General features: G+C 62.7%; 18 protein-coding genes. 12 read left to right on the forward strand and 6 right to left on the reverse strand.

Annotated features, from left to right (window positions below; all coding sequences use genetic code 11):
* Nucleotides 1-281: 281 nt before the first annotated feature.
* The 9 genes from AC30NL_RS05275 (at nucleotide 282) to AC30NL_RS05315 (ending at nucleotide 9,103) form a co-directional block, all read left to right on the forward strand.
* The gene (locus AC30NL_RS05275; protein WP_489462964.1) at nucleotides 282-1,652 is read left to right on the forward strand and encodes a response regulator; all 1,371 of its coding nucleotides are present in this window, start codon (nucleotides 282-284) and stop codon (nucleotides 1,650-1,652) included.
* Entirely contained in the window at nucleotides 1,649-2,521 is an 873-nt protein-coding gene (locus tag AC30NL_RS05280; protein ID WP_489462965.1) for an HDOD domain-containing protein, read from the forward strand. Before AC30NL_RS05275 ends, AC30NL_RS05280 begins: the two co-directional genes overlap by 4 nt.
* A 12-nt stretch (nucleotides 2,522-2,533) precedes the next feature.
* Nucleotides 2,534-3,910: a sensor histidine kinase gene (locus AC30NL_RS05285; RefSeq protein WP_489462966.1), complete on the forward strand. Its 1,377-nt coding sequence runs from the start codon at nucleotides 2,534-2,536 to the stop codon at nucleotides 3,908-3,910.
* Nucleotides 3,903-5,207 (forward strand): response regulator c-di-GMP phosphodiesterase, NosR family, encoded by a 1,305-nt coding sequence (nosR, locus tag AC30NL_RS05290; protein ID WP_489462967.1) that lies wholly within the window; start codon nucleotides 3,903-3,905, stop codon nucleotides 5,205-5,207. Before AC30NL_RS05285 ends, nosR begins: the two co-directional genes overlap by 8 nt.
* On the forward strand, nucleotides 5,204-5,788 hold the full coding sequence (locus AC30NL_RS05295) for a response regulator (RefSeq protein WP_489462968.1): 585 nt from the start codon (nucleotides 5,204-5,206) through the stop codon (nucleotides 5,786-5,788). Before nosR ends, AC30NL_RS05295 begins: the two co-directional genes overlap by 4 nt.
* 90 nt (nucleotides 5,789-5,878) lie before the next feature.
* Nucleotides 5,879-7,150, forward strand: coding sequence for a class I SAM-dependent methyltransferase (locus AC30NL_RS05300; protein ID WP_489462969.1), 1,272 nt, complete (start codon nucleotides 5,879-5,881; stop codon nucleotides 7,148-7,150).
* Nucleotides 7,147-7,470, forward strand: a complete 324-nt coding sequence (locus tag AC30NL_RS05305) for a DUF1840 domain-containing protein (protein WP_489462970.1) — start codon at nucleotides 7,147-7,149, stop codon at nucleotides 7,468-7,470. The genes AC30NL_RS05300 and AC30NL_RS05305 overlap by 4 nt, the downstream gene beginning before the upstream one ends.
* Before the next feature lie 202 nt (nucleotides 7,471-7,672).
* A complete protein-coding gene (locus tag AC30NL_RS05310; RefSeq protein WP_489462971.1) occupies nucleotides 7,673-8,302 on the forward strand; it encodes a YbhB/YbcL family Raf kinase inhibitor-like protein in 630 nt (209 codons plus the stop codon).
* Between the two features lie 138 nt (nucleotides 8,303-8,440).
* On the forward strand, nucleotides 8,441-9,103 hold the full coding sequence (locus AC30NL_RS05315) for a histidine phosphatase family protein (protein ID WP_489462972.1): 663 nt from the start codon (nucleotides 8,441-8,443) through the stop codon (nucleotides 9,101-9,103).
* 40 nt (nucleotides 9,104-9,143) lie between these two features.
* Here AC30NL_RS05315 and ruvB read toward each other — a convergent pair whose 3' ends face one another.
* Complete coding sequence (gene ruvB / locus AC30NL_RS05320) at nucleotides 9,144-10,196, reverse strand: Holliday junction branch migration DNA helicase RuvB (RefSeq protein ID WP_489462973.1); 1,053 nt, start codon at nucleotides 10,194-10,196, stop codon at nucleotides 9,144-9,146.
* A 49-nt stretch (nucleotides 10,197-10,245) separates the two neighbouring features.
* Between ruvB and AC30NL_RS05325 the strand changes: the two genes are divergently transcribed.
* Nucleotides 10,246-10,710, forward strand: a complete 465-nt coding sequence (locus tag AC30NL_RS05325; RefSeq protein ID WP_489462974.1) for a copper chaperone PCu(A)C — start codon at nucleotides 10,246-10,248, stop codon at nucleotides 10,708-10,710.
* Between the two features lie 9 nt (nucleotides 10,711-10,719).
* Here AC30NL_RS05325 and ruvA read toward each other — a convergent pair whose 3' ends face one another.
* The 3 genes from ruvA to AC30NL_RS05340 form a co-directional block, all read right to left on the reverse strand.
* A complete protein-coding gene (ruvA, locus tag AC30NL_RS05330) occupies nucleotides 10,720-11,292 on the reverse strand; it encodes a Holliday junction branch migration protein RuvA (RefSeq protein WP_489462980.1) in 573 nt (190 codons plus the stop codon).
* Between the two features lie 92 nt (nucleotides 11,293-11,384).
* Nucleotides 11,385-12,038 (reverse strand): response regulator, encoded by a 654-nt coding sequence (locus AC30NL_RS05335; protein WP_489462975.1) that lies wholly within the window; start codon nucleotides 12,036-12,038, stop codon nucleotides 11,385-11,387.
* A gap of 41 nt (nucleotides 12,039-12,079) precedes the next feature.
* The gene (locus AC30NL_RS05340; protein WP_489462976.1) at nucleotides 12,080-13,921 is read right to left on the reverse strand and encodes a sensor histidine kinase; all 1,842 of its coding nucleotides are present in this window, start codon (nucleotides 13,919-13,921) and stop codon (nucleotides 12,080-12,082) included.
* Nucleotides 13,922-14,093: 172 nt separating this feature from the next.
* Between AC30NL_RS05340 and AC30NL_RS05345 the strand changes: the two genes are divergently transcribed.
* Nucleotides 14,094-15,083 (forward strand): PhoH family protein, encoded by a 990-nt coding sequence (locus AC30NL_RS05345; RefSeq protein WP_489462977.1) that lies wholly within the window; start codon nucleotides 14,094-14,096, stop codon nucleotides 15,081-15,083.
* Nucleotides 15,084-15,085: 2 nt separating this feature from the next.
* Nucleotides 15,086-15,526 carry an rRNA maturation RNase YbeY gene (ybeY, locus tag AC30NL_RS05350; protein ID WP_489462981.1) on the forward strand — a complete coding sequence of 147 codons (441 nt, stop codon included), beginning with the start codon at nucleotides 15,086-15,088 and terminating at the stop codon, nucleotides 15,524-15,526.
* A gap of 206 nt (nucleotides 15,527-15,732) precedes the next feature.
* On the opposite strand, the gene AC30NL_RS05355 is transcribed toward ybeY, so the two are convergent.
* Complete coding sequence (locus tag AC30NL_RS05355) at nucleotides 15,733-16,830, reverse strand: magnesium transporter CorA family protein (protein ID WP_489462978.1); 1,098 nt, start codon at nucleotides 16,828-16,830, stop codon at nucleotides 15,733-15,735.
* Nucleotides 16,831-16,906: 76 nt separating this feature from the next.
* The gene (gene hemB / locus AC30NL_RS05360) at nucleotides 16,907-17,908 is read right to left on the reverse strand and encodes a porphobilinogen synthase (RefSeq protein WP_489462979.1); all 1,002 of its coding nucleotides are present in this window, start codon (nucleotides 17,906-17,908) and stop codon (nucleotides 16,907-16,909) included.
* Nucleotides 17,909-18,288: the final 380 nt, after the last annotated feature.

Consider the following 18,288-nt stretch of genomic DNA (forward strand, 5'->3'; position numbering starts at 1 on the left):
CTAGGCGCAAAGCGCAGCCATAGCTTGGCTATGGCGAGCATTTGCAACGACGAGCAGGGGGCTTTTGGCGTGATGAGCGGGCATGATCGAAATACTCTCAGTCTCTGAGGGCCCGAAGGCGTCGAAACCGAAGACCAGCCGGCTTCCTCGTCAAGTTGGAGGCCAAAACAGGCGCTTTAACACGCTTTGCACAGAGATCTTCCCTGGAATCATGCAAGAGCAGATGCGGTGACCCGATAAACATCGCACTGCAAGGGAATGTCTCAAGGGAGCGGTACAAGATGTTGACGGTGGTGGGGCCGATTCCGGCCGCGGCGGCCAGACCGCTGCCCAATCATGTCTTGATGCAGGCGCTGGACGCCTCTCGCGCAGCGATGGTGCTGTGCGACTTGCGGCTTCCAGGTTCGCCCGTCGTCTACGCCAATCCTGCCTTCATCGAACTCACCGGCTTTACGCTCGACCAGGTGCTCGGCCGCAGCTGTGCCTTTCTGCATGGGCCTGAGACCGATGCCGACGTCTGTGCGGACATCCGCCGCGCCATCGTGCAAGGCAAAAAGCTCACGACCGTCGTGCGCAGCTACCGCCGCGATGGCAGCCCCTTCTGGAACCGCCTGAGTCTTGCGCCAATCGTCGACGAACATGGCGCGCTCACGCACTACGTCGGCATGCAGGAAGACGTGGGCGAGTGCAAGGACGCGAGCCTGCAGATGCAGATCCTCCGCTGCGATCAGGACCCAGGCCTGGCGTCGCGACAGTGGCTCGAATCCGAACTGCCCAAGGCGCTGGCTGAAAACCAGTTCCGCCGCGAAGCGAGCGCCATGCTTCAGTCGGGCCGCATCTTTCAGCAGGCCGCGCAGGTGCAGCAGAGCGCGCGCCATCTGCTGCTCCTCGACGATGAGCCCAACATCCTTCGCTCGCTGCGTCGCGTGTTCCGTGCGCAGCCCTGGACGGTGCACATCGCGAACATGCCTGACGAAGCCTTCGAACTTCTGGGGCGGCATCCCGTGGGCGTGGTCATGTCCGATCAGCGCATGCCCCTCATGCGCGGCACGGACTTTCTCGCGCGGGTAAAACAGATCTATCCCGACACGGTGCGCATCGTGCTGTCGGGCTACACCGAACTGCAATCGGTGACGGAGGCCATCAACGAAGGCGCGATCTACAAGTTTCTGACCAAGCCCTGGAACGACGTCCAGCTCAACGAGGAAATCGAGCAGGCCTTCCGGCAATACGAGATGGTGGCCGAGAGCCAACTGCTGCAGCAGCGCCTGCGCGACATCAATAAGCTGCTGGAAAGCCGCCTGCAGCAAAACGAGGAACGCCTTCAGCGCGAAGAGGTGGCGCTAGACGTCACCCACGAAGCGCTGGGCGTGGTGCCGGTCCCCATCCTGGGCGTGGACGCGAGCGGAATGATTGCCATCAGCAATGCTGCTGCAGACATGCTGTTGGGCGGCGGCGCATCGGTCGTCGGTGAGCACGTGAACGACGTGCTGCCATTGGATGGGCTGTCAGGGTCTTTCGCGGACGCCTGCAACGACTTGCGGCTGGTGCAGATCGGCGATGTGATGTATGAAGTGCGGTGCAACGGCCTGGGCGCACTATCGCGCGGGACGGGCACTGTCATCACCTTGCTTCAGGGAGCCAGATCATGAGCACCCAGGACTGCTACAAGAGCGAGTACCGCAGTGCGCAGCACGAAAGTTCTCCGAAGAGCACCACGCCCGAGGGTGCGACCCCCAGCGCGAAAAGACCGCTGCTGCCTCCGCCATTCCCCGCGGTGGCCGTGCAGTTGATCCGGCAGATGCAGGACCCGAACGTCTCGGCAGGAGACGTCGGCAAACTGATCGAGCTCGACCCCTCGCTCACCGCCTCGTTGCTGAGGCTCGTGAATTCACCATTTTTCGGCATGCGCCGGCAGATCGCGGGCGTGTCCGATGCCGTCATGGTGCTGGGCATGGGCGCGGTGCGCCGCATGGTGATGTCGCTCGCGGTGGTCACGCCGTTGCGCCATGCCGATATCGACCCGGGCTTCGCGCGCACGCAATGGCATCACACCGTGAGCTGCGCAGCCTTGGCGCGACGGCTGATCGAAGACGATTCGGCTGCATCGGACCTTGCATTCACGGCGGGCCTGCTTCATGACATGGGCCAGGTGCATCTGATGCAAATTCATGGCGCCGCCTATGCCGCGCTGCACGCCGAAATGCCAGACGGCGACGTGCGTGTGTTGGAGGCCGAACGCTTCGGCCAGACGCATGACAGTCTGGGCGCGGACTTGCTGGAAGCCTGGGGCCTGCCGCAGGCCATTGCCGACGCTGCACGCCACCATCACGCCGAGCCGCCTTTGTCGAAGCTCACGCTCGTACAACAGGCAGTGTGGGTCGCGAATCGCCTTGCAGGCTCGGCCGAAGATGCGGTGCAAGTGGCCAAGCTGTCGACGGACACCCTCGCGCCGGTCAATCAGGTCGTGGACGAGGCGCGCAGCGAGATCGAAACCCTGGCCAGTCTCTTGAACGGATAAGTCGAGAATCATATGGATGCGAGTTCAGAAGCCGCACTGTCGCTCGTCGAAGAGCTGCACGAGCTCAGCCGGAAAGCCGAGGGCGAAAGCGAGGCCTTGCAGGCCATGCTGAGCCACATCGTGCGCAGCTTCGGCGCGCAAAGCGGCAGCCTCGCGGTAGTGGATCGACAGGAGCCGTCGCAATTGCGCATCGTCGCCGGCATCGACCTGCCAGACTGCGTCGTCGGGCAGACGGTGGCGCTGGGTACCGGCGTGCTGGGCAAGGTCGCGCAAAGCGGCGAGCCCCTGCTCATCAATGGCGAGCTCAAGCGATCCGTCGACGATCTCAATGCCCCGCAGCGACCGCAGAACCGTCCGCGTTCGGCGATTTGCTGGCCGCTCGCGATCAAGAGCCGCCGGGTCGGCGCGCTGTCGATGAACCGCATTGGCGAAGGGGCACCCTTCATCGAGGACGACCTGAAGCGCGGACGTTCTCTCGTGACCCTTGTGGCGCTGGTGGTGGACAACGCCAACCTCCATACCGAGCAGATGGAGCGCATCGATCGGCTGTCGCAACTCAACGAAGAGATGCGCGCGATGAATGCGCAACTGCAGGCGACGCAGCAGCAACTTCTGCAGTCCGAGAAGATGGCATCCATCGGCCAGTTGGCGGCGGGCGTGGCGCATGAGATCAACAACCCGGTGGGCTATGTTTGCTCGAACATCAGCACGCTGCAGGACTACATGGACGAGCTGCTGACGGTGGTGCGCCACCTGCGCGGCAAGGGGGACGGACCCGAGCCCCATTGCGACATCGATTTTCTCGAAGAAGACATTCCGCAGCTCATGAGCGAAACCCGGGAGGGTCTCGACCGCGTGAAGAAGATCGTGCAGGACCTGAAGGACTTCTCGCACGTCGACAAGAGCGACGACTGGGAAAACGCCAACCTCGTGAAGGGCTTGGAAAGCACGCTCAATATCGTGCAGAACGAGGTCAAGTACAAGGCCGCCGTGGTGAAGGATCTGGTGCCGTTGCCTGACGTGCCCTGCCTGCCGACACAGCTCAACCAGGTATTCATGAACCTGCTCGTCAACGCCGCGCAGGCGATACCCGACAAGGGCACCATCACCTTGCGATCGGGATTCGACGACGCCCGCGTGTGGGTCGAAGTGGCCGACGACGGATGCGGCATGCCGGCCGAGGTGCAGGCGCGCATCTTCGAACCCTTCTACACCACCAAGCCGGTGGGCAAGGGCACGGGGCTGGGCCTGTCGGTGTCATATTCGATCGTGCAAAAGCACAACGGCAAGATCGTGCTCAAGAGCGCGCCCGGCCGGGGAACGAGCTTCCGCGTCGTGCTGCCGCGCGTGCGCGAAGGGCAACTGCAAGAGGAGGTGGCTCATGGCTGAGGTCATCGGCACGGGCTTTTCGGTGCTTGCCGTCGACGATGAGCCGAACATCGTCTCGGCGCTTCGGCGCACGTTGCGTTCGCGTGGCTTCACAGTGCACATCGCGCTTGGCGGGGCCGAAGGCCTGCAGGTTCTCGAGACTCAGCCCGTCGACGCGATCATTTCCGACATGCGCATGCCCGAGATGACGGGAGCGCAATTCCTGCAGGCCGCGCGCCGGAAGATGCCCGAGGCAGTGCGCATCCTGCTCACTGGTTACTCCGACATCACCTCGACGATCGAGGCGGTGAACAACGGCGAAATCTTCCGCTACCTCTCCAAGCCCTGGGATGACGACGTGCTGCTGTCGGTGCTGCACGACGGCCTGGAACGCAAACGCCTCGCGCGCGAACGCGACCAGTTGCTCGCGCTCACGAAGGAGCAGAACGCCCAGCTGGCGGCGCATGCTGAACAGCTGGAACAGAAGGTGCAGGAGCGCACCAAGGATTTGCAAAAGGCCACCGACGACGTGAAGGCGGCGCATGCTCGCATCTCGGCGGACTTTCAAGGCACGTTGAAGGTGTTGTCCACCATCCTCGAACAGCGGCCGGGGCTCACCGGCGGCTGCGCACGACGCGTGGCGGACCACGTGAAGAACCTCGGGCCGCGCGTGGGCCTGTGCGGCGAGGAGTTGCAGGACACCATCTATGCGGCACTGCTCGAAGATCTCGGCAAGCTGACATTCTCCGAGAAATGGCTGACCACACCATTGCATGCGCTCACCGGGCGTGAACGCGATGAATTCATGAAGCATCCGCTCAACGCCGACAGCTACCTGATGTCGTTGCAGTCACTGCGCGGCGCGGGCCGCGTGCTGCGCTGCCTGTATGAACGTTGGGACGGCAAGGGCATGCCCGCAAATTTGAAGGGCGACGCAATTCCTCTGGGCTCCCGCGTGCTTCGCGCCGCGAGCGAGTACGAGCGGCTTCGTGCCGGCAGCATCGAAACGCGCGCCTTCTCGCACCAGGACGCCTGCAACTGGCTCAAGAACGGCAGCGACACGCGCTTTGATCCAAAGGTGTCGCAAGCCCTCGTGGCCCTATTGAATGAAGAATCCAGCGCCGTGCCGACCCGGAAGCTGCCCGTGTCCGGCCTGAAAGCGGGGATGGTGCTTGCGCAAGATCTCACCGCGGGCATTGGCGTGTTGCTGCTGTCCAAGGACCATCTGCTGGACGACACGATGATCCGTCGGCTGGATTCTTTCCAGCGCCGTGTCGGCAAGGACATCGAAGTGACCGTGTACCGGAGTACGACATGACCGAAATCCGAATCCTGCTGATTGACGACGAAGCGCACGTGCTGTCCGCGTTGCAGCGCGTGTTGCGCCTGCATCCACCGGTGCCCGGCCGGCCTCACGCCGTCGAGACTTTCACCTCGCCGCTCAAGGCCATCGAGGCGGCGCAGGAGCGAATCATCGACGTGGTCGTGTCGGACTACCGCATGCCCGAACTCGACGGCGTGGAGACGCTTCGGCGCATCAAGGAAGTGCAGCCGCAGACCGGCCGAATCCTGCTGTCGGGCTCGCGCGAGTTCGACACGGTGATCGACGCAGTGAACGTGGCGCAGGTCGGGCGGATCGTGATCAAGCCCTGGGGCGAAGCCGAGTTGCTGGCGGCGATCCGCGACGCGGTTGAGACGCGTCGGTTGCGCATCGAAAACGCCGAACTGGCAGACCAATTGCGCATGCAGCGTGGGCAGTTGACCCAGCAGGAGGCCGAACTGCGCCGCATCGAAAACCTCTGGCCGGGGATTACGAGGGTGGAGTGGGGCGTGGACGGCAGTATCTGCATGAGCGAGACGGATGTGCTGAATACGGGGTTTGGGCGGGGCTTGAACTGAGAAAGCTGCTGCAGCTGTGCCCCGATGACCCGCCGCGCGACATCCCCATCCGATTTTTGTACAGTGTTTGCGTCTCACAAGCGGGGCGCCATGGTTTCCATCACTTCGCTGCTCGAGAGAAAGCTCCTGGCCTTGCAGATTCCGCTGGCGGTGGAACTGCCGGCGGGTGAACGTGTGGGCGCATCCGATGCACGTGTGACGCTGAAATTGCGCGACCTTTCGTCGTTGGCGTGTATCGCCGCCGGTCAGGTCGGGCGCGTGGCCGAGGATCACGTCGAAGGCAGGCTCGAGGTCATTGGATCCATGCGCGAATTGATGGAGATCGCCGCGCAGATGATCGGCGCCGATCCGACCCAGGCGGCGCACGGTGGCGGTGCCCCGGTTCGCTGGTGGCGCGCGCTGATCCGCACCAACCGATCGCGCGTACGGCACCAGTTGCGCATGGACGCCGAGCAGATTGCCTTCCACTATGACGTTTCCGATGATTTTTACGCGTTGTGGCTGGACCCGCGCCGCATCTATTCGTGCGCCTACTTTCGCGACACCGACATGACCCTCGCGCAGGCACAGGAGGCCAAGCTCGACCACGTGTGCAAGAAGCTCATGCTGCGAGAAGGGGAGCGCTTCCTGGACATCGGTGCGGGCTGGGGCGGCCTGCTGCTGTGGGCGGCCGAAAACTACGGCGTTCAGGCGCACGGCATTACGCTCAGTAAGAACCAGCATGCGCACGTCAGCCGCCTGATCGAAGAGAAGGGGCTGGCTGGCCGCGTGAAGATCGAACTGCGCGATTACCGCGAACTGCCCGAGGACGAGCCCTACGACAGGGTCGCTTCCATCGGCATGTTCGAGCACGTCGGGCGCGCGAACCTGCGCAACTACTTCGACAAGATCTGGCGCCTGCTCAAGCCGGGCGGCCTGTTGATGAACCACGGCATCACCTCGGGCGGCACGCGCAACGATCAGCTTGGTGCGGGCATGGGCAACTTCATCGAGCGCTACATCTTTCCTGGAGGCGAGTTGCTGCACGCGTCGCACGTGCTCAAGGTGATGAGCGAGGCTCGGCTGGAGCCGCTTGATGTCGAAAACCTGCGGCCGCATTACGCGAAGACCCTATGGGCATGGAGCGACGGCCTGGAATCTCAGCTCGATCGGGCGCGCCAAATTGCCACCGATCGCGTCGTGCGCGCTTATCGCTTGTACTTGGCCGGCAGCGCCATGAGCTTCGAGCGCGGCTGGATCTCCTTGCATCAGATGCTCGCGTCGCGACCGAGCGGCGAATTGAATGACGGTCCGATCACGGGGGCACAATCGCCGTTCCCGTTCAATCGAAGCTACATCTACAAGGACACTGGCCCGCCATGATCTACAAGTTCAAGTCCAATGCGTCCGGCGATGTGATCATGATGGGGCCGAATGGCGACGAGGTACTCCGCGTCATTGGCAAGTCGCCCGCGCCCAAGGGCATCATCGAGCCGCAAGCCATGCCAGCGGCCATCCAAGCCATCGAGCAGGCGGTGGCGGCGGACGAGGCCCAGCGCAAACAGGATGAAGCAGAAGCCGCCGCCGAGGGGCGGCAGATCTCCGCACGCGACGGCGTGAGTCTGCAGCAGCGTGCTTGGCCGCTCGTGGACATGATGAAGCGCGCACATGCCGCAGACAAAGAGATCGTCTGGGGTGTCTGAGAGCCTGAGAGTATTTCGATCATGCCCGCTCATCACGCCAAAAGACCCCTGCTCGTTGTTGCAAATGCTCGCCATAGCACGAGCTATGGCTGCGCTTTGCGCCTAGATCAGGTGCCTTTTGACGTGCTGCTCAGTCACGCTCGAAAAACTCTCAGCCTCTGAGGGTGTTCGAGAATACGCAGGAAACGATGGAGACATCACAATGAAGCTTTGGAGTGACAGTTGGGTCAACGGCGAGCACATTCCGGCTAAATACGCGGCCGGTCGGCTCGATGCATCTGGCAAGCCCGTCTTCTCGGACAACCGCAATCCGCACCTCGCGTGGAGTGACGTACCACAGGGTACCCTGTCGCTCGCGCTGATATGCCATGACTTCGACGTACCCAGTCTCGGCGACGACGTGAACAAGATGGACCGAGAAATCCCCGCCGATCTGGCGCGGGTTGACTTCTTTCACTGGGTGCTCGTGGATCTGCCGGTTTCGCTCACGCAAATCGCAGAGGGCGAATTCAGCAGCGGTTTCACGCCCCGCGGCAAGACTGGCCCAGCCACGTTGTACGGCGCACGCCATGGCATCAACGATTTCACTGGCTGGTTCGGGGGCGACGAGCAGATGAAAGGCGAATACTTCGGCTACGACGGGCCGTTTCCGCCATTCAATGATTCGTTGGTGCATCACTACGTCTTCACGCTCTATGCGCTTGGCATCGAGCGTGCGCCAGTTCATGGTGCATTCACCGGTGCGCAGGTTCGCGAGGCGATCTATCCCTATGTGCGAGGGGAAGCCACCCATTCCGGCACTTACACCCTCAATCGGCGACTGAGAGGCTGAGAGTATTTCGATCATGCCCGCTCATCACGCCAAAAGACCTGCTCGTCGTTGCAAATGCTCGCCATTGCGCCTAGATCAGGCGCCTTTTGACATGCTGCTCGGACACGCTCGAAATACTCTCAGCCTCTGAAGTTTTCAATGCAGGACAAGATTACCCGAATCATCGCGATTCGCCACGGTGAGACCGCGTGGAATGTCGACACGCGAATCCAGGGACAGCTCGACATTCCGCTCAACGACATGGGGCGATGGCAGGCGAAGCGGCTCGGCGGCGCGGTGGCCGACGAGGGCATCGTCGCCATCTATGCGAGCGACCTGCTGCGTGCCTATGAAACCGCGCGCGCGGTGGCTGACAGCACAGGTTGCGACATCGTGACCGATATCGGGCTGCGCGAGCGCCACTTCGGCGAGTTCGAAGGATTCACCTGGAAAGAGATCGGAGAACGCTGGCCCGTGGAAAGCGAGCGCTGGCGAAAACGCGACCTCGGCTTTGCGCCGCAGGGCGGCGAGTCGTTGCCGGTGTTCTACGAACGCTGCGTGGGCACGGCCTCCCGTCTCGCAGCGGCGCATGCCGGACAGACCATTGCCCTCGTGGCGCACGGTGGCGTGATGGACTGCCTGTACCGCGCTGCCTCGCGCATCGACCTGCAGGCGCCACGCTCTTGGCAGCTCGGCAACGCAAGCATCAACCGGGTGCTCTACACACCCGAAGGCTTCATGCTCGTGGGCTGGAGCGACACACTCCACCTCGACGAAGACACGCGGGGCGAGTCGGCCGACAAAGTCGGAAGCGCTGCGTGAAGGCTGCGGGAAAGCTGCGGGAAGGCCGAGTCGTGTGCTTCTACTCGAACAATTCCCCTGCCGACTTCGATGGCACGACGCCCAGGTGTCGGAACGCCGCCAATGTCGCGATGCGTCCGCGTGGCGTGCGCTGCAGGAAACCCTGCTGAATGAGATAAGGCTCGATCACGTCCTCGATGGTGTCGCGTTCTTCGCCGATCGCCGCCGCCACGTTGTCGAGACCCACGGGCCCGCCATCGAATCGATGAATGATCGCTTCGAGCAGCTTGCGATCCATCACGTCGAAGCCCTGAGGATCGACGTCCAGCATGGCGAGTGCCTTGTCGGCGATGGCCTTGACGATGCTCCCATTGCCCTTCACGTCAGCGTAATCACGCACGCGGCGCAGCAGCCGGTTCGAAATTCGAGGCGTCCCGCGCGAGCGTCGGGCGATCTCGAAAGCGCCTTCAGCATCGATGGGCACTTTGAGCAAACCAGCCGAGCGGTGAACGATGCGTGCCAGTTCTTCGGGCGAGTAGAACTCGAGCCGCGTCACGATACCGAAGCGGTCGCGCAGCGGATTGGTCAGCATGCCCGCCCGCGTGGTCGCGCCAACGAGGGTGAAGGGCTGCAGATCCAGCTTGATCGATCGCGCCGCGGGCCCTTCGCCGATCATGATGTCGATCTGGTAATCCTCCAGCGCAGGGTAGAGGATCTCTTCGACCACCGGACTCAGCCGATGAATCTCGTCGATGAACAGCACATCGTTACGTTCTAGATTCGTGAGTATCGCCGCCAGGTCCTTGGGCTTTTCCAGCACCGGGCCCGAGGTCTGCCGCAGGTTTACACCAAGCTCGTTGGCGATGATGTGCGAGAGCGTCGTTTTGCCGAGGCCGGGCGGGCCGAACAGCAGCACATGATCCATCGCTTCGCTGCGCATCCTGGCCGCGCCGATGAAGATTTCGAGCTGCTCACGCGCCTTGGTTTGCCCGACGTATTCGGCAAGACCCTTGGGTCGCAGGGCGCGTTCGATGGCCTCTTCATTCGGCGACGCGGCCGCTGCGCTGACCACGCGGCGTGGGGGCGCTTCGAAGTCGTCGGTCTGGATGCTCATGGGGCCATTATCGATGGCCGTCGACACCGCGTTTGGCACAATCCCAGGCATGCCTCTCGTGAAAATTCTTCGTTTCGTCGTTGGCGCCGCGCTCGCGTCGGCATCGCTCATCTCCTTTGCCCATGACTTGCGCGTGGGTGACATTGCCATCGGCCACACCTACGCCCGTGCCACCGTGCCGGGCCAGCCCTCGGGGGGCGCCTACCTCCAAATCGAAAACCACGGCAAGTCCGACAAGCTCGTTGCGGTCAAGACCTCGGTCTCGCGAAGCGTGGAGATGCACACCAGCAGCATGGACGGCAACGTGATGCGCATGCGTCAGGTCGATGCCATCGATGTGCCGGCGAACAAGACCATTGTGCTCCAGCCGGGTGGCATGCACTTCATGCTCGTCGGCCTGAAGGCGCCGCTCAGGGAAGGCGACAGCTTTCCGATGACGCTCAAGTTCGAGAAGGCGGGCGAAGTGACGGTGGACGTGAAGGTGCATGCGGTGACGGCTGCACCTCCGCAGTGACCTCAGCGCTCAGCGCGCGAGCGACTTCAGGGCTAGCTTGATGCCGTCGCTGACGCTCGCGTCGGCCGGCAGGTTCTTCAGGGCGGTAGCGGCCTCGCGGTCGCTGTAACCCAAGGCCACGAGGGCCTGGAGGATGTCGGCTTGCGCATCATTCGCTACGGTAGTCGGGGCGGTCAGCGCATCGCCCAGCTTGCCCTTGAGTTCGAGCAGGAGCCGCTCGGCGGTTTTCTTGCCGATGCCGGGCACTTTCACCAGACGTCCGCTTTCCTGCAGGCTCACGGCATGAGTCAGCTCGGTGACGCTCAGCCCCGAGAGAATGGACAACGCAGTCCGCGGGCCCACGCCCGAAATCTTCACCAGCTCCCGGAAGGTGGTGCGTTCTTCGTGGGTGAGAAAGCCGAAGAGCACGTGCGCGTCTTCGCGAACGACGTAATGCGTGAGCAATGTGACACGTTCGCCAAGTGCCGGCAGGTTGTAGAAGCTGCTCATGGGCACATTGACTTCGTAGCCGAGCCCGTTCACATCGATAAGCAATTGCGGAGGCGATTTTTCCGCGAGGACGCCGGTAAGTCGACCAATCATCGGCGCATTATCGCGACGCTGCTTGTAGCTGCGATGCATCCGGGGATGCTTGGCCGCGAAAGCCGATTCCCGGACTTCATCCGGTTGACGAATCAGCGCCTGAACAACCCCAGCCGCTGCGCTTCCAGTGCAGCTTCCGCCCGCGAACTCACGTTCAGCTTGCGATAGATCTGCTTCACGTAATCCGCGATGGTGTGGCGTGACAGGTTCAACTGCACGCCGATCTCCGGTAGCGTGAAGCCCTTGGCCACGCGCAACAGGACTTCGTTTTCGCGATCGGTCAGCGACACGTGCGGCATGTTCTGCGGCCGCTCCTGCGGACGCGACTGCGAGGCAAAATGCGAAATCACACGCCGCGCGATCGACGGCGACAAGGGCGGTTCGCCCTGACTCATGCGCTTCAACTGCTCAGAGATCAGCTCGCGCGCCTGTTCCTTGAGCAAATACCCGAAGGCACCGGCCTGAAGCGCGGGAAAAAGGTGATCGTCATCGTCGTGGATCGTCACGACAACCGATTGGGCCTCGGGCTGCGACTCGCGAAGCGCGGCCACCACGTCGACTCCAGAACCGTCGGGCAGGCCCAGATCCACAAGGGCCAGGTCGAACTTCACTGCGGTGATGAGTTCGAGTGCGTCATGGACGCGGGCTGCCTCGGAGATCAGCGATTGCGGAAACACCTGCAGCACGAGCTGCTTCATCCAAGCGCGAATTTCCGGGAGGTCTTCAAGCAAGAGGATGTTTTTCATCGAGCAATCCTACAGCGTGAGCGCCCACTGTGCGAAAAAGGCTACAACGGCAGCGTGAGCCTTATCACGGTGCCATACCCTGGGCCTGACTCCACAAGACATTGCCCCGCCAGTTGCTTGGCGCGGTGCTTCATGCTGGACATGCCATGGCCGCGGTCGAGCTTACCGTCCAGCTCCATCGGAATGCCCTTGCCGTTGTCCTGCACAAGCAGGCCGAAATCGCGTTCACCCACGCTGGAGCGCACCTTGCAGTGCGACGCGCCGCTGTGCTTGATGATGTTGCTGACGGCCTCTCGCAGGATGCGGGTGGTCTGCACATAGGCGCGCGCCGGCAGCAAGTGGTCGATCTCCTCGGCCGGGCCCTTCCAGTCTGTCTCGATGTTGGCTTGGCCCAGGCGCAGGACGGTCTCGGCGCGCCAGTCCGCCAGCGCATCGGCGAGGCGAACCGGCTTGCCGGTCAGGCCGCGAACAGACAGCCGCATCTCTTCAAGCGCCTCGCGAGCAAGCGTCGAGATGCGTTCGCTTTCGCTGGTGTGCACGATGGTCAGAAGCTTGGCACCCAAGTCGTCGTGCAGGTCGGCGGCAATGCGCTTGCGTTCCTTTTCCGTCACCTGCTCGACGCGCAGTTCAGAAAGCTGCGCGAAGTTGCGTTCGATCTCAGAGGTGATCTCCTTCACTCGGTCTTCGAGGCTGGACCGGTTCGCCTCTGCCGAGCGCAGGGCGTGAGCGAACACCTGCAAGAGCCGTGAGCCCACCGCGAGAAAGAGCACCGGCAGGGCGAAATGCGTGAGCGGCAGCCTGGGCAAGGGGATCAACTGCAATTGCACTCCCATCTCGATGAGCAACACGAATGCCGTGCAGGTGAGGATGAACAGCATCGACTTGAAATTGATGCGACGCTGGCGCCAGGTCATGGTGAGGTACAGCGCGACGGTCGCGAAGACTTCCAGCGACAGCAGCGAATACCAAGCGTTGGCCACGAGGAAAATTCTTGTCGGCCAGCCCATCATCAGCGTGAGCGGCATCAGCAAACACTGCACGATCAGCCCGGCCTCGATGAAGCGCGACCGCAGGCCTGCGTGGCTCAACATGAACTGCACGGCAAAGGCGACCAGCAGCGGGTAGGCGCAGGAGCCGATGAATTCGACGGTGGCAGTGTCAAGCGGCAGGTCGCGCCACCACACGCGCACCGACATGAGCGCCCAGCCCAGAAGCAGCAGGCCGAAATACAACAAGGAGGTCTCGCCGCGGTTGACCCACCACAGCCCCAACATGAACCCGCCAAGAATGAGGAGCGCCAGCGAGATCAGCTCGACCGACTCGATGCTCCAGAGCAAGTGGCTGCCATGCTCACGGGCCAGCTCGGCCTGTGGGCCGATGACGATCTCGGACAGCCCGCCCGAACGCTGGCGGGCGCCCACGCGCTGCAAAGCGGAGCCGACCACCTGGATGTCGAGCACGTTGCCTTGAGGCAGCAGCCAGGCAGCGGGCAAGGTCACGAGGTGCGAGTAGCCGCAGTTGCGCGTCAGCGGTTCCGTCATCCGCCCGCCGCTGTAGATTCGGTGGCCGTTCAGGTGGACTTCAAGGTTGGTGCAGGCCCGGTCAATGTAGGCCGCAAGCAGTTCGTCGGGGCGGGTGCCGGCAGGCCGGTCGAAGCTTGTGCGGTACCAGACGCTGCCGTCGTACTTGGGCCTTGATTGCGACCAGTCGTCGGGCAGGTGCACGGGCTGCGCGGGGATGCCTTCAGGGAAATGGATGCCGGCGCTGTTGACGCTCGAGACCTGGTTGATGGCGATAGGATCGGCCTGCGCGCTTGTGACGATCGCGATCAGCCACACGGCCAGGACAGTTCGAATGAGGGTCGCGAGGGCACGTGGCTGCATGGCGGGCGATTGTGCAGGAAGCGCGGGCGCTGAATGCAAGCCGTTCGCTCGATTGACTGGCGCGAAATGCACATCACGCCTGTGGTGTCACTGCAAACCGGCGCATAACTCTTTGTGGGCGGGCTGCCGCCGCAAGGCGACAATGCGGCCTCGAAAGAACGCCGACCCCAACGTGATCCTGCGCCACGCCTTCATCCCCCTGGACAATGCCCGGCTCGCCCACCTGTGCGGCAGCATGGACGAACATTTGCGAGATATCGAGTCCACGCTCGAGGTCAGCATCACGCGGCGCAACGAATCCTTCCGCATCGAGGGCGTCAAGGCGCAGGCCGAGCGCGCGGTCGGGCTCCTGCAGGCCATGTACGACCGGGCAAAGAAGCCGATTCCTGCGGAAACTTTCCAGCTTGCTCTGGCCGAAGCCGCAGGTGCTGGGGCGGGAACGTCGGCTGCTGCGCGCGGAACTCGCTCACCGGGGGCGCACGATGGGGAGAATGGCGAACTGGTGCTGCGCACCCGGCGCTCCGACCTTGCCGGCCGCACGCCCAACCAGCACGTGTACCTGCGCAACATCCTCGAGCACGACATCACCTTCGGGATCGGGCCGGCGGGCACGGGCAAGACATTCCTGGCAGTGGCCTGCGCGGTCGACGCACTGGAGCGCAGCATGGTGCAGCGCATCATCCTCACCCGCCCGGCCGTCGAGGCGGGCGAGCGGCTGGGCTTCCTGCCCGGAGACCTCGCGCAAAAGGTTGATCCGTACCTGCGCCCGCTGTACGACGCGCTCTACGACCTGATGGGCTTGGAGCGCGTGACCAAGGCCTTCGAAAAAGGCACGATTGAAGTGGCGCCGCTCGCCTTCATGCGCGGCCGCACCCTGAACCACGCCTTCATCATCCTTGACGAGGCGCAGAACACGACGCCCGAGCAGATGAAGATGTTCCTGACGCGCATCGGCTTCGGCAGCAAGTGCGTGGTCACGGGTGACGTGAGCCAGATCGACCTGCCGCGCGGCACCGACAGCGGGCTGATCGACGCCGAGCGTGTATTGCGCAGCGTGCGCGGCATCGCCACGACGCATTTCACCTCCGCCGACGTGGTGCGGCATCCGCTCGTGGCGCGCATCGTCGAGGCCTATGACGCGGCGCGCTCGGAGGCGACATGAGGATGGGTCGTCCGGAATTGATGCTGTCGCTGCAATTTGCCGACCCTTCGCACCGAACGCACCTGCCGCGGCACAAGGTGGCGCGATGGATTCGGGCGGCCTTGTCTGCGCCGGCGGAGATCACGGTGCGCGTGGTCGATGCGGAAGAAGGCCGGTTGCTCAACCGCGAATACCGTGGCAAGGATTATTCGACCAACGTGCTCACCTTCGACTACAGCCGCGAGCCAGTCGTGTCCGCGGATCTGATCCTGTGTGCGCCGGTGGTGGCCGAGGAAGCGCGCAAGCAGATGATTCCGCTGGAGGCGCACTACGCGCACCTGTTGGTTCACGGCACCTTGCATGCGCAGGGCTACGACCATGAAGCGGATGACGATGCGCAAGAGATGGAAGCGCTCGAAACCGAGATCGTCATGCGGCTCGGGTTCAAGGACCCGTATTCGTAGGCCGATGAAATCCGGGTTGTGCCAAATGGTGATACCGACCCCTCAGAGGCTGAGAGTTTTTCGATCATGCCCGCTCATCACGCCAAAAGCCCCCTGCTCGTCATTGCAAATGCTCGCCATAGCCAAGCTATGGCTGCGCTTTGCGCCGAGATCAGGCGCCTTTTGGCGTGCTGCTCGGACACGTTCGAAATACTCTCAGCCTCTCCTCAGTGCTTCGTCCCGATGTAGCGCTTGCGCCAGAAAAAGATGCTTAGCCCGATGCCGAGGATCGCCATCACGCCCGCCACGGTCCAGAAGCCGCGCGCACTGTGAATCAGCGGCAGGCCCTCGAAATTCATCCCGAAAAATCCCGTCACCAGATTGAGAGGCAGGAAGATCGCGGTCAGCACTGTCAGGGTCCGCATGATGGCGTTCGTGCGATGACTCTGCGCCGCGAAATGAATCTCCACGGCGGCCTCCGACGACGACTCCAGCCGCCGCACGTGGCTCAACACGCGTTCGATGTGCTCGAGCACGTCACGTGAACGCACACGCAGCAGATCTCTCTCGCGTCGCTCGCCGCCTGTCGGCGGATCGGGCCATTCGTCGAGCGCGTCGATCCATTCGACGATCGCGCTCCGCTGGTCCTCGCAAGTCTCTTCCAGCATGTGCAGCGTGTTGCGCGATTCGAGCAGCAACTGCCACGTGTCGTAGGTGTTGCGCGGGCTGAAAAGCTCTTGCTGCAAATAGCCAAGCTGCCGGGTGAGCAGGCGGCGCAGTTCGAGGTAACTGTCGACCATGTGGTTGACCATGCGCAGCATCAGGTCCGCCGGGCTGGTGGGCAGGCGCACGATCAGCCGACTTTCGCTGCCTTGAACCTGGTCCTTGAGCCGGTTGGCGAAATGGTCCCGCACCGTGCAGTCAGTCGGGTGCACGGTCAGAAGCACTCGGTCGAAGAGCGAGAAGCCAACGGGGCTGGTGTCTATGGACGCGAGCGCCTTGCGCGCGGTGGCCAGGGTGCCCGTGTTCTCGTCGATGAACATCGGCGCACTGCCGCCGCCGGCGGCGAGCCGTCGGAATACGAGGATGTCGTACCACGAGGTGTAGTCGTAATGCGAGGGCAGTTGAATGTTCAGCAGGTCGACGATATGCGGTTCGAACAACTGCCCGCCCGTCCATCGTTGCAAGGAGGCCTGCAGCAAGCCCGCATTGACCTCGAACTCGCGCCGCGCCGAACCGATCCACAAATATCCGACGGCTGGTAATTGCTCTGGAAATGATTCGAGCTCGGTGAACTGATCGCCGCAGATGTGGAAGATGCGCATTAGTTCTGCCGCCGGGCCGCCCCAAGGGAGGACTGCGCCTCCTCGCGGGGCAGGAGCGAAGCGACGTGGGGGCTGCTCATTGATCGAGGAGGCGAGCGGCGTCCAAAGCGAAGTAGCTCAGTACGCCATCCGCGCCTGCGCGCTTGAATGCAAGCAGGCTCTCCATCATCACGGCATCGTGGTCCAGCCACCCGTTGGCCGCCGCGGCCTTGAGCATCGCGTACTCGCCGCTCACCTGATAGGCAAAGGTCGGAAAGCGGAATTCATCTTTCACCCGTCGCACGATGTCGAGATAGGGCATGCCGGGTTTGACCATCACCATGTCCGCGCCTTCGGCGATGTCGAGCGCCACTTCGCGCAGCGCTTCGTCTGTGTTGGCGGGGTCCATTTGATAGACCTTCTTGTTGCTCTTGCCGAGGTTTTTGGCGGAGCCAACAGCATCGCGGAAGGGGCCATAGAAGGCGCTCGCATACTTTGCGCTGTATGCCATGATTTTCGTGTGAATCAGGCCGCGCGATTCGAGCGCCTGGCGGATCACGCCAATACGGCCGTCCATCATGTCGCTGGGGGCAACGATGTCGACGCCGGCCTCGGCTTGCACCAGCGCCTGTTGCCTTAGAACTTCAACAGTTTCATCGTTGACGATGTAGCCGTTCTGATCGAGTAAACCGTCCTGGCCGTGGCTCGTGAACGGGTCGAGCGCGACATCGGTGAGCACGCCGAGTTCGGGGAAGCGCTTCTTCAGCTCGCGCACGGCGTTGGGTACGAGACCTTGAGGATTCAGCGCCTCTTTTCCATCCTCAGTTTTGAGACTTGCATCGATCACCGGAAAGAGCGCAATGCATGGCACGCCGAGAGTCAGGCATTCGTCAGCAAGCGGCAGCAGACGGTCGATGGTTCTGCGTTGTACGCCCGGCATCGATGCGATGTCTTCAGTGCGATTCTCGCCAGCCAAAATGAACACCGGCAGGATCAGATCGCTGGCATGTAGGCGATGTTCGCGCACCATCGAGCGGCTGAATTCATCGCGGCGCAGACGCCGTGGGCGGCTGGCGGGATAGGGGGGGAGTATGGACACGGTGCGCAATTCCGGTGAAGTGTGAACGGGCGCGTTTGTCGACCCTGGAACCCAGGTAAAACTTCGCGTTATTCCGGGTGTTGTTCGCTCCCCGGAAGCGCCGTTCATCTGCTAAAGTAATCGATGAATGATAGCCGCAAGGTGGTCATTCCCTGCTTTTCCTCCCTGAGCAGGTGCCTCAACGTGATGACAGCGTTAAGGCTTTTGAGCCCTGACCTTCTGGTTGGGGCTTTTTCTTTGTGGCGACCCTTAGGATTTGGCCCGAAACAATTTCCCGTTTTTTGGGGGGCGCTGGGCGGGCGCGCTGCGGCGTTGCTCCTCACTTGTGTGGCTCGCCACACGGCGCTCGGAGCGCCTTGCATCGCATCCCGCCCAGCGCC

The sequence above is a fragment of the Rhizobacter sp. genome (assembly GCA_021153565.1).
Taxonomy (GTDB): Bacteria; Pseudomonadota; Gammaproteobacteria; order Burkholderiales; family Burkholderiaceae_C; genus Albitalea.

Coding starts and splice junctions, on each gene's coding strand:
- AC30NL_RS05275 (WP_489462964.1), top strand. CDS start 282: ATGTTGACGGTGGTGGGGCCGATTCCGGCCGCGGCGGCCAGACCGCTG.
- AC30NL_RS05280 (WP_489462965.1), top strand. CDS start 1,649: ATGAGCACCCAGGACTGCTACAAGAGCGAGTACCGCAGTGCGCAGCAC.
- AC30NL_RS05285 (WP_489462966.1), top strand. CDS start 2,534: ATGGATGCGAGTTCAGAAGCCGCACTGTCGCTCGTCGAAGAGCTGCAC.
- nosR (WP_489462967.1), top strand. CDS start 3,903: ATGGCTGAGGTCATCGGCACGGGCTTTTCGGTGCTTGCCGTCGACGAT.
- AC30NL_RS05295 (WP_489462968.1), top strand. CDS start 5,204: ATGACCGAAATCCGAATCCTGCTGATTGACGACGAAGCGCACGTGCTG.
- AC30NL_RS05300 (WP_489462969.1), top strand. CDS start 5,879: ATGGTTTCCATCACTTCGCTGCTCGAGAGAAAGCTCCTGGCCTTGCAG.
- AC30NL_RS05305 (WP_489462970.1), top strand. CDS start 7,147: ATGATCTACAAGTTCAAGTCCAATGCGTCCGGCGATGTGATCATGATG.
- AC30NL_RS05310 (WP_489462971.1), top strand. CDS start 7,673: ATGAAGCTTTGGAGTGACAGTTGGGTCAACGGCGAGCACATTCCGGCT.
- AC30NL_RS05315 (WP_489462972.1), top strand. CDS start 8,441: ATGCAGGACAAGATTACCCGAATCATCGCGATTCGCCACGGTGAGACC.
- ruvB (WP_489462973.1), bottom strand. CDS start 10,196: ATGAGCATCCAGACCGACGACTTCGAAGCGCCCCCACGCCGCGTGGTC.
- AC30NL_RS05325 (WP_489462974.1), top strand. CDS start 10,246: ATGCCTCTCGTGAAAATTCTTCGTTTCGTCGTTGGCGCCGCGCTCGCG.
- ruvA (WP_489462980.1), bottom strand. CDS start 11,292: ATGATTGGTCGACTTACCGGCGTCCTCGCGGAAAAATCGCCTCCGCAA.
- AC30NL_RS05335 (WP_489462975.1), bottom strand. CDS start 12,038: ATGAAAAACATCCTCTTGCTTGAAGACCTCCCGGAAATTCGCGCTTGG.
- AC30NL_RS05340 (WP_489462976.1), bottom strand. CDS start 13,921: ATGCAGCCACGTGCCCTCGCGACCCTCATTCGAACTGTCCTGGCCGTG.
- ybeY (WP_489462981.1), top strand. CDS start 15,086: ATGGGTCGTCCGGAATTGATGCTGTCGCTGCAATTTGCCGACCCTTCG.
- AC30NL_RS05355 (WP_489462978.1), bottom strand. CDS start 16,830: ATGCGCATCTTCCACATCTGCGGCGATCAGTTCACCGAGCTCGAATCA.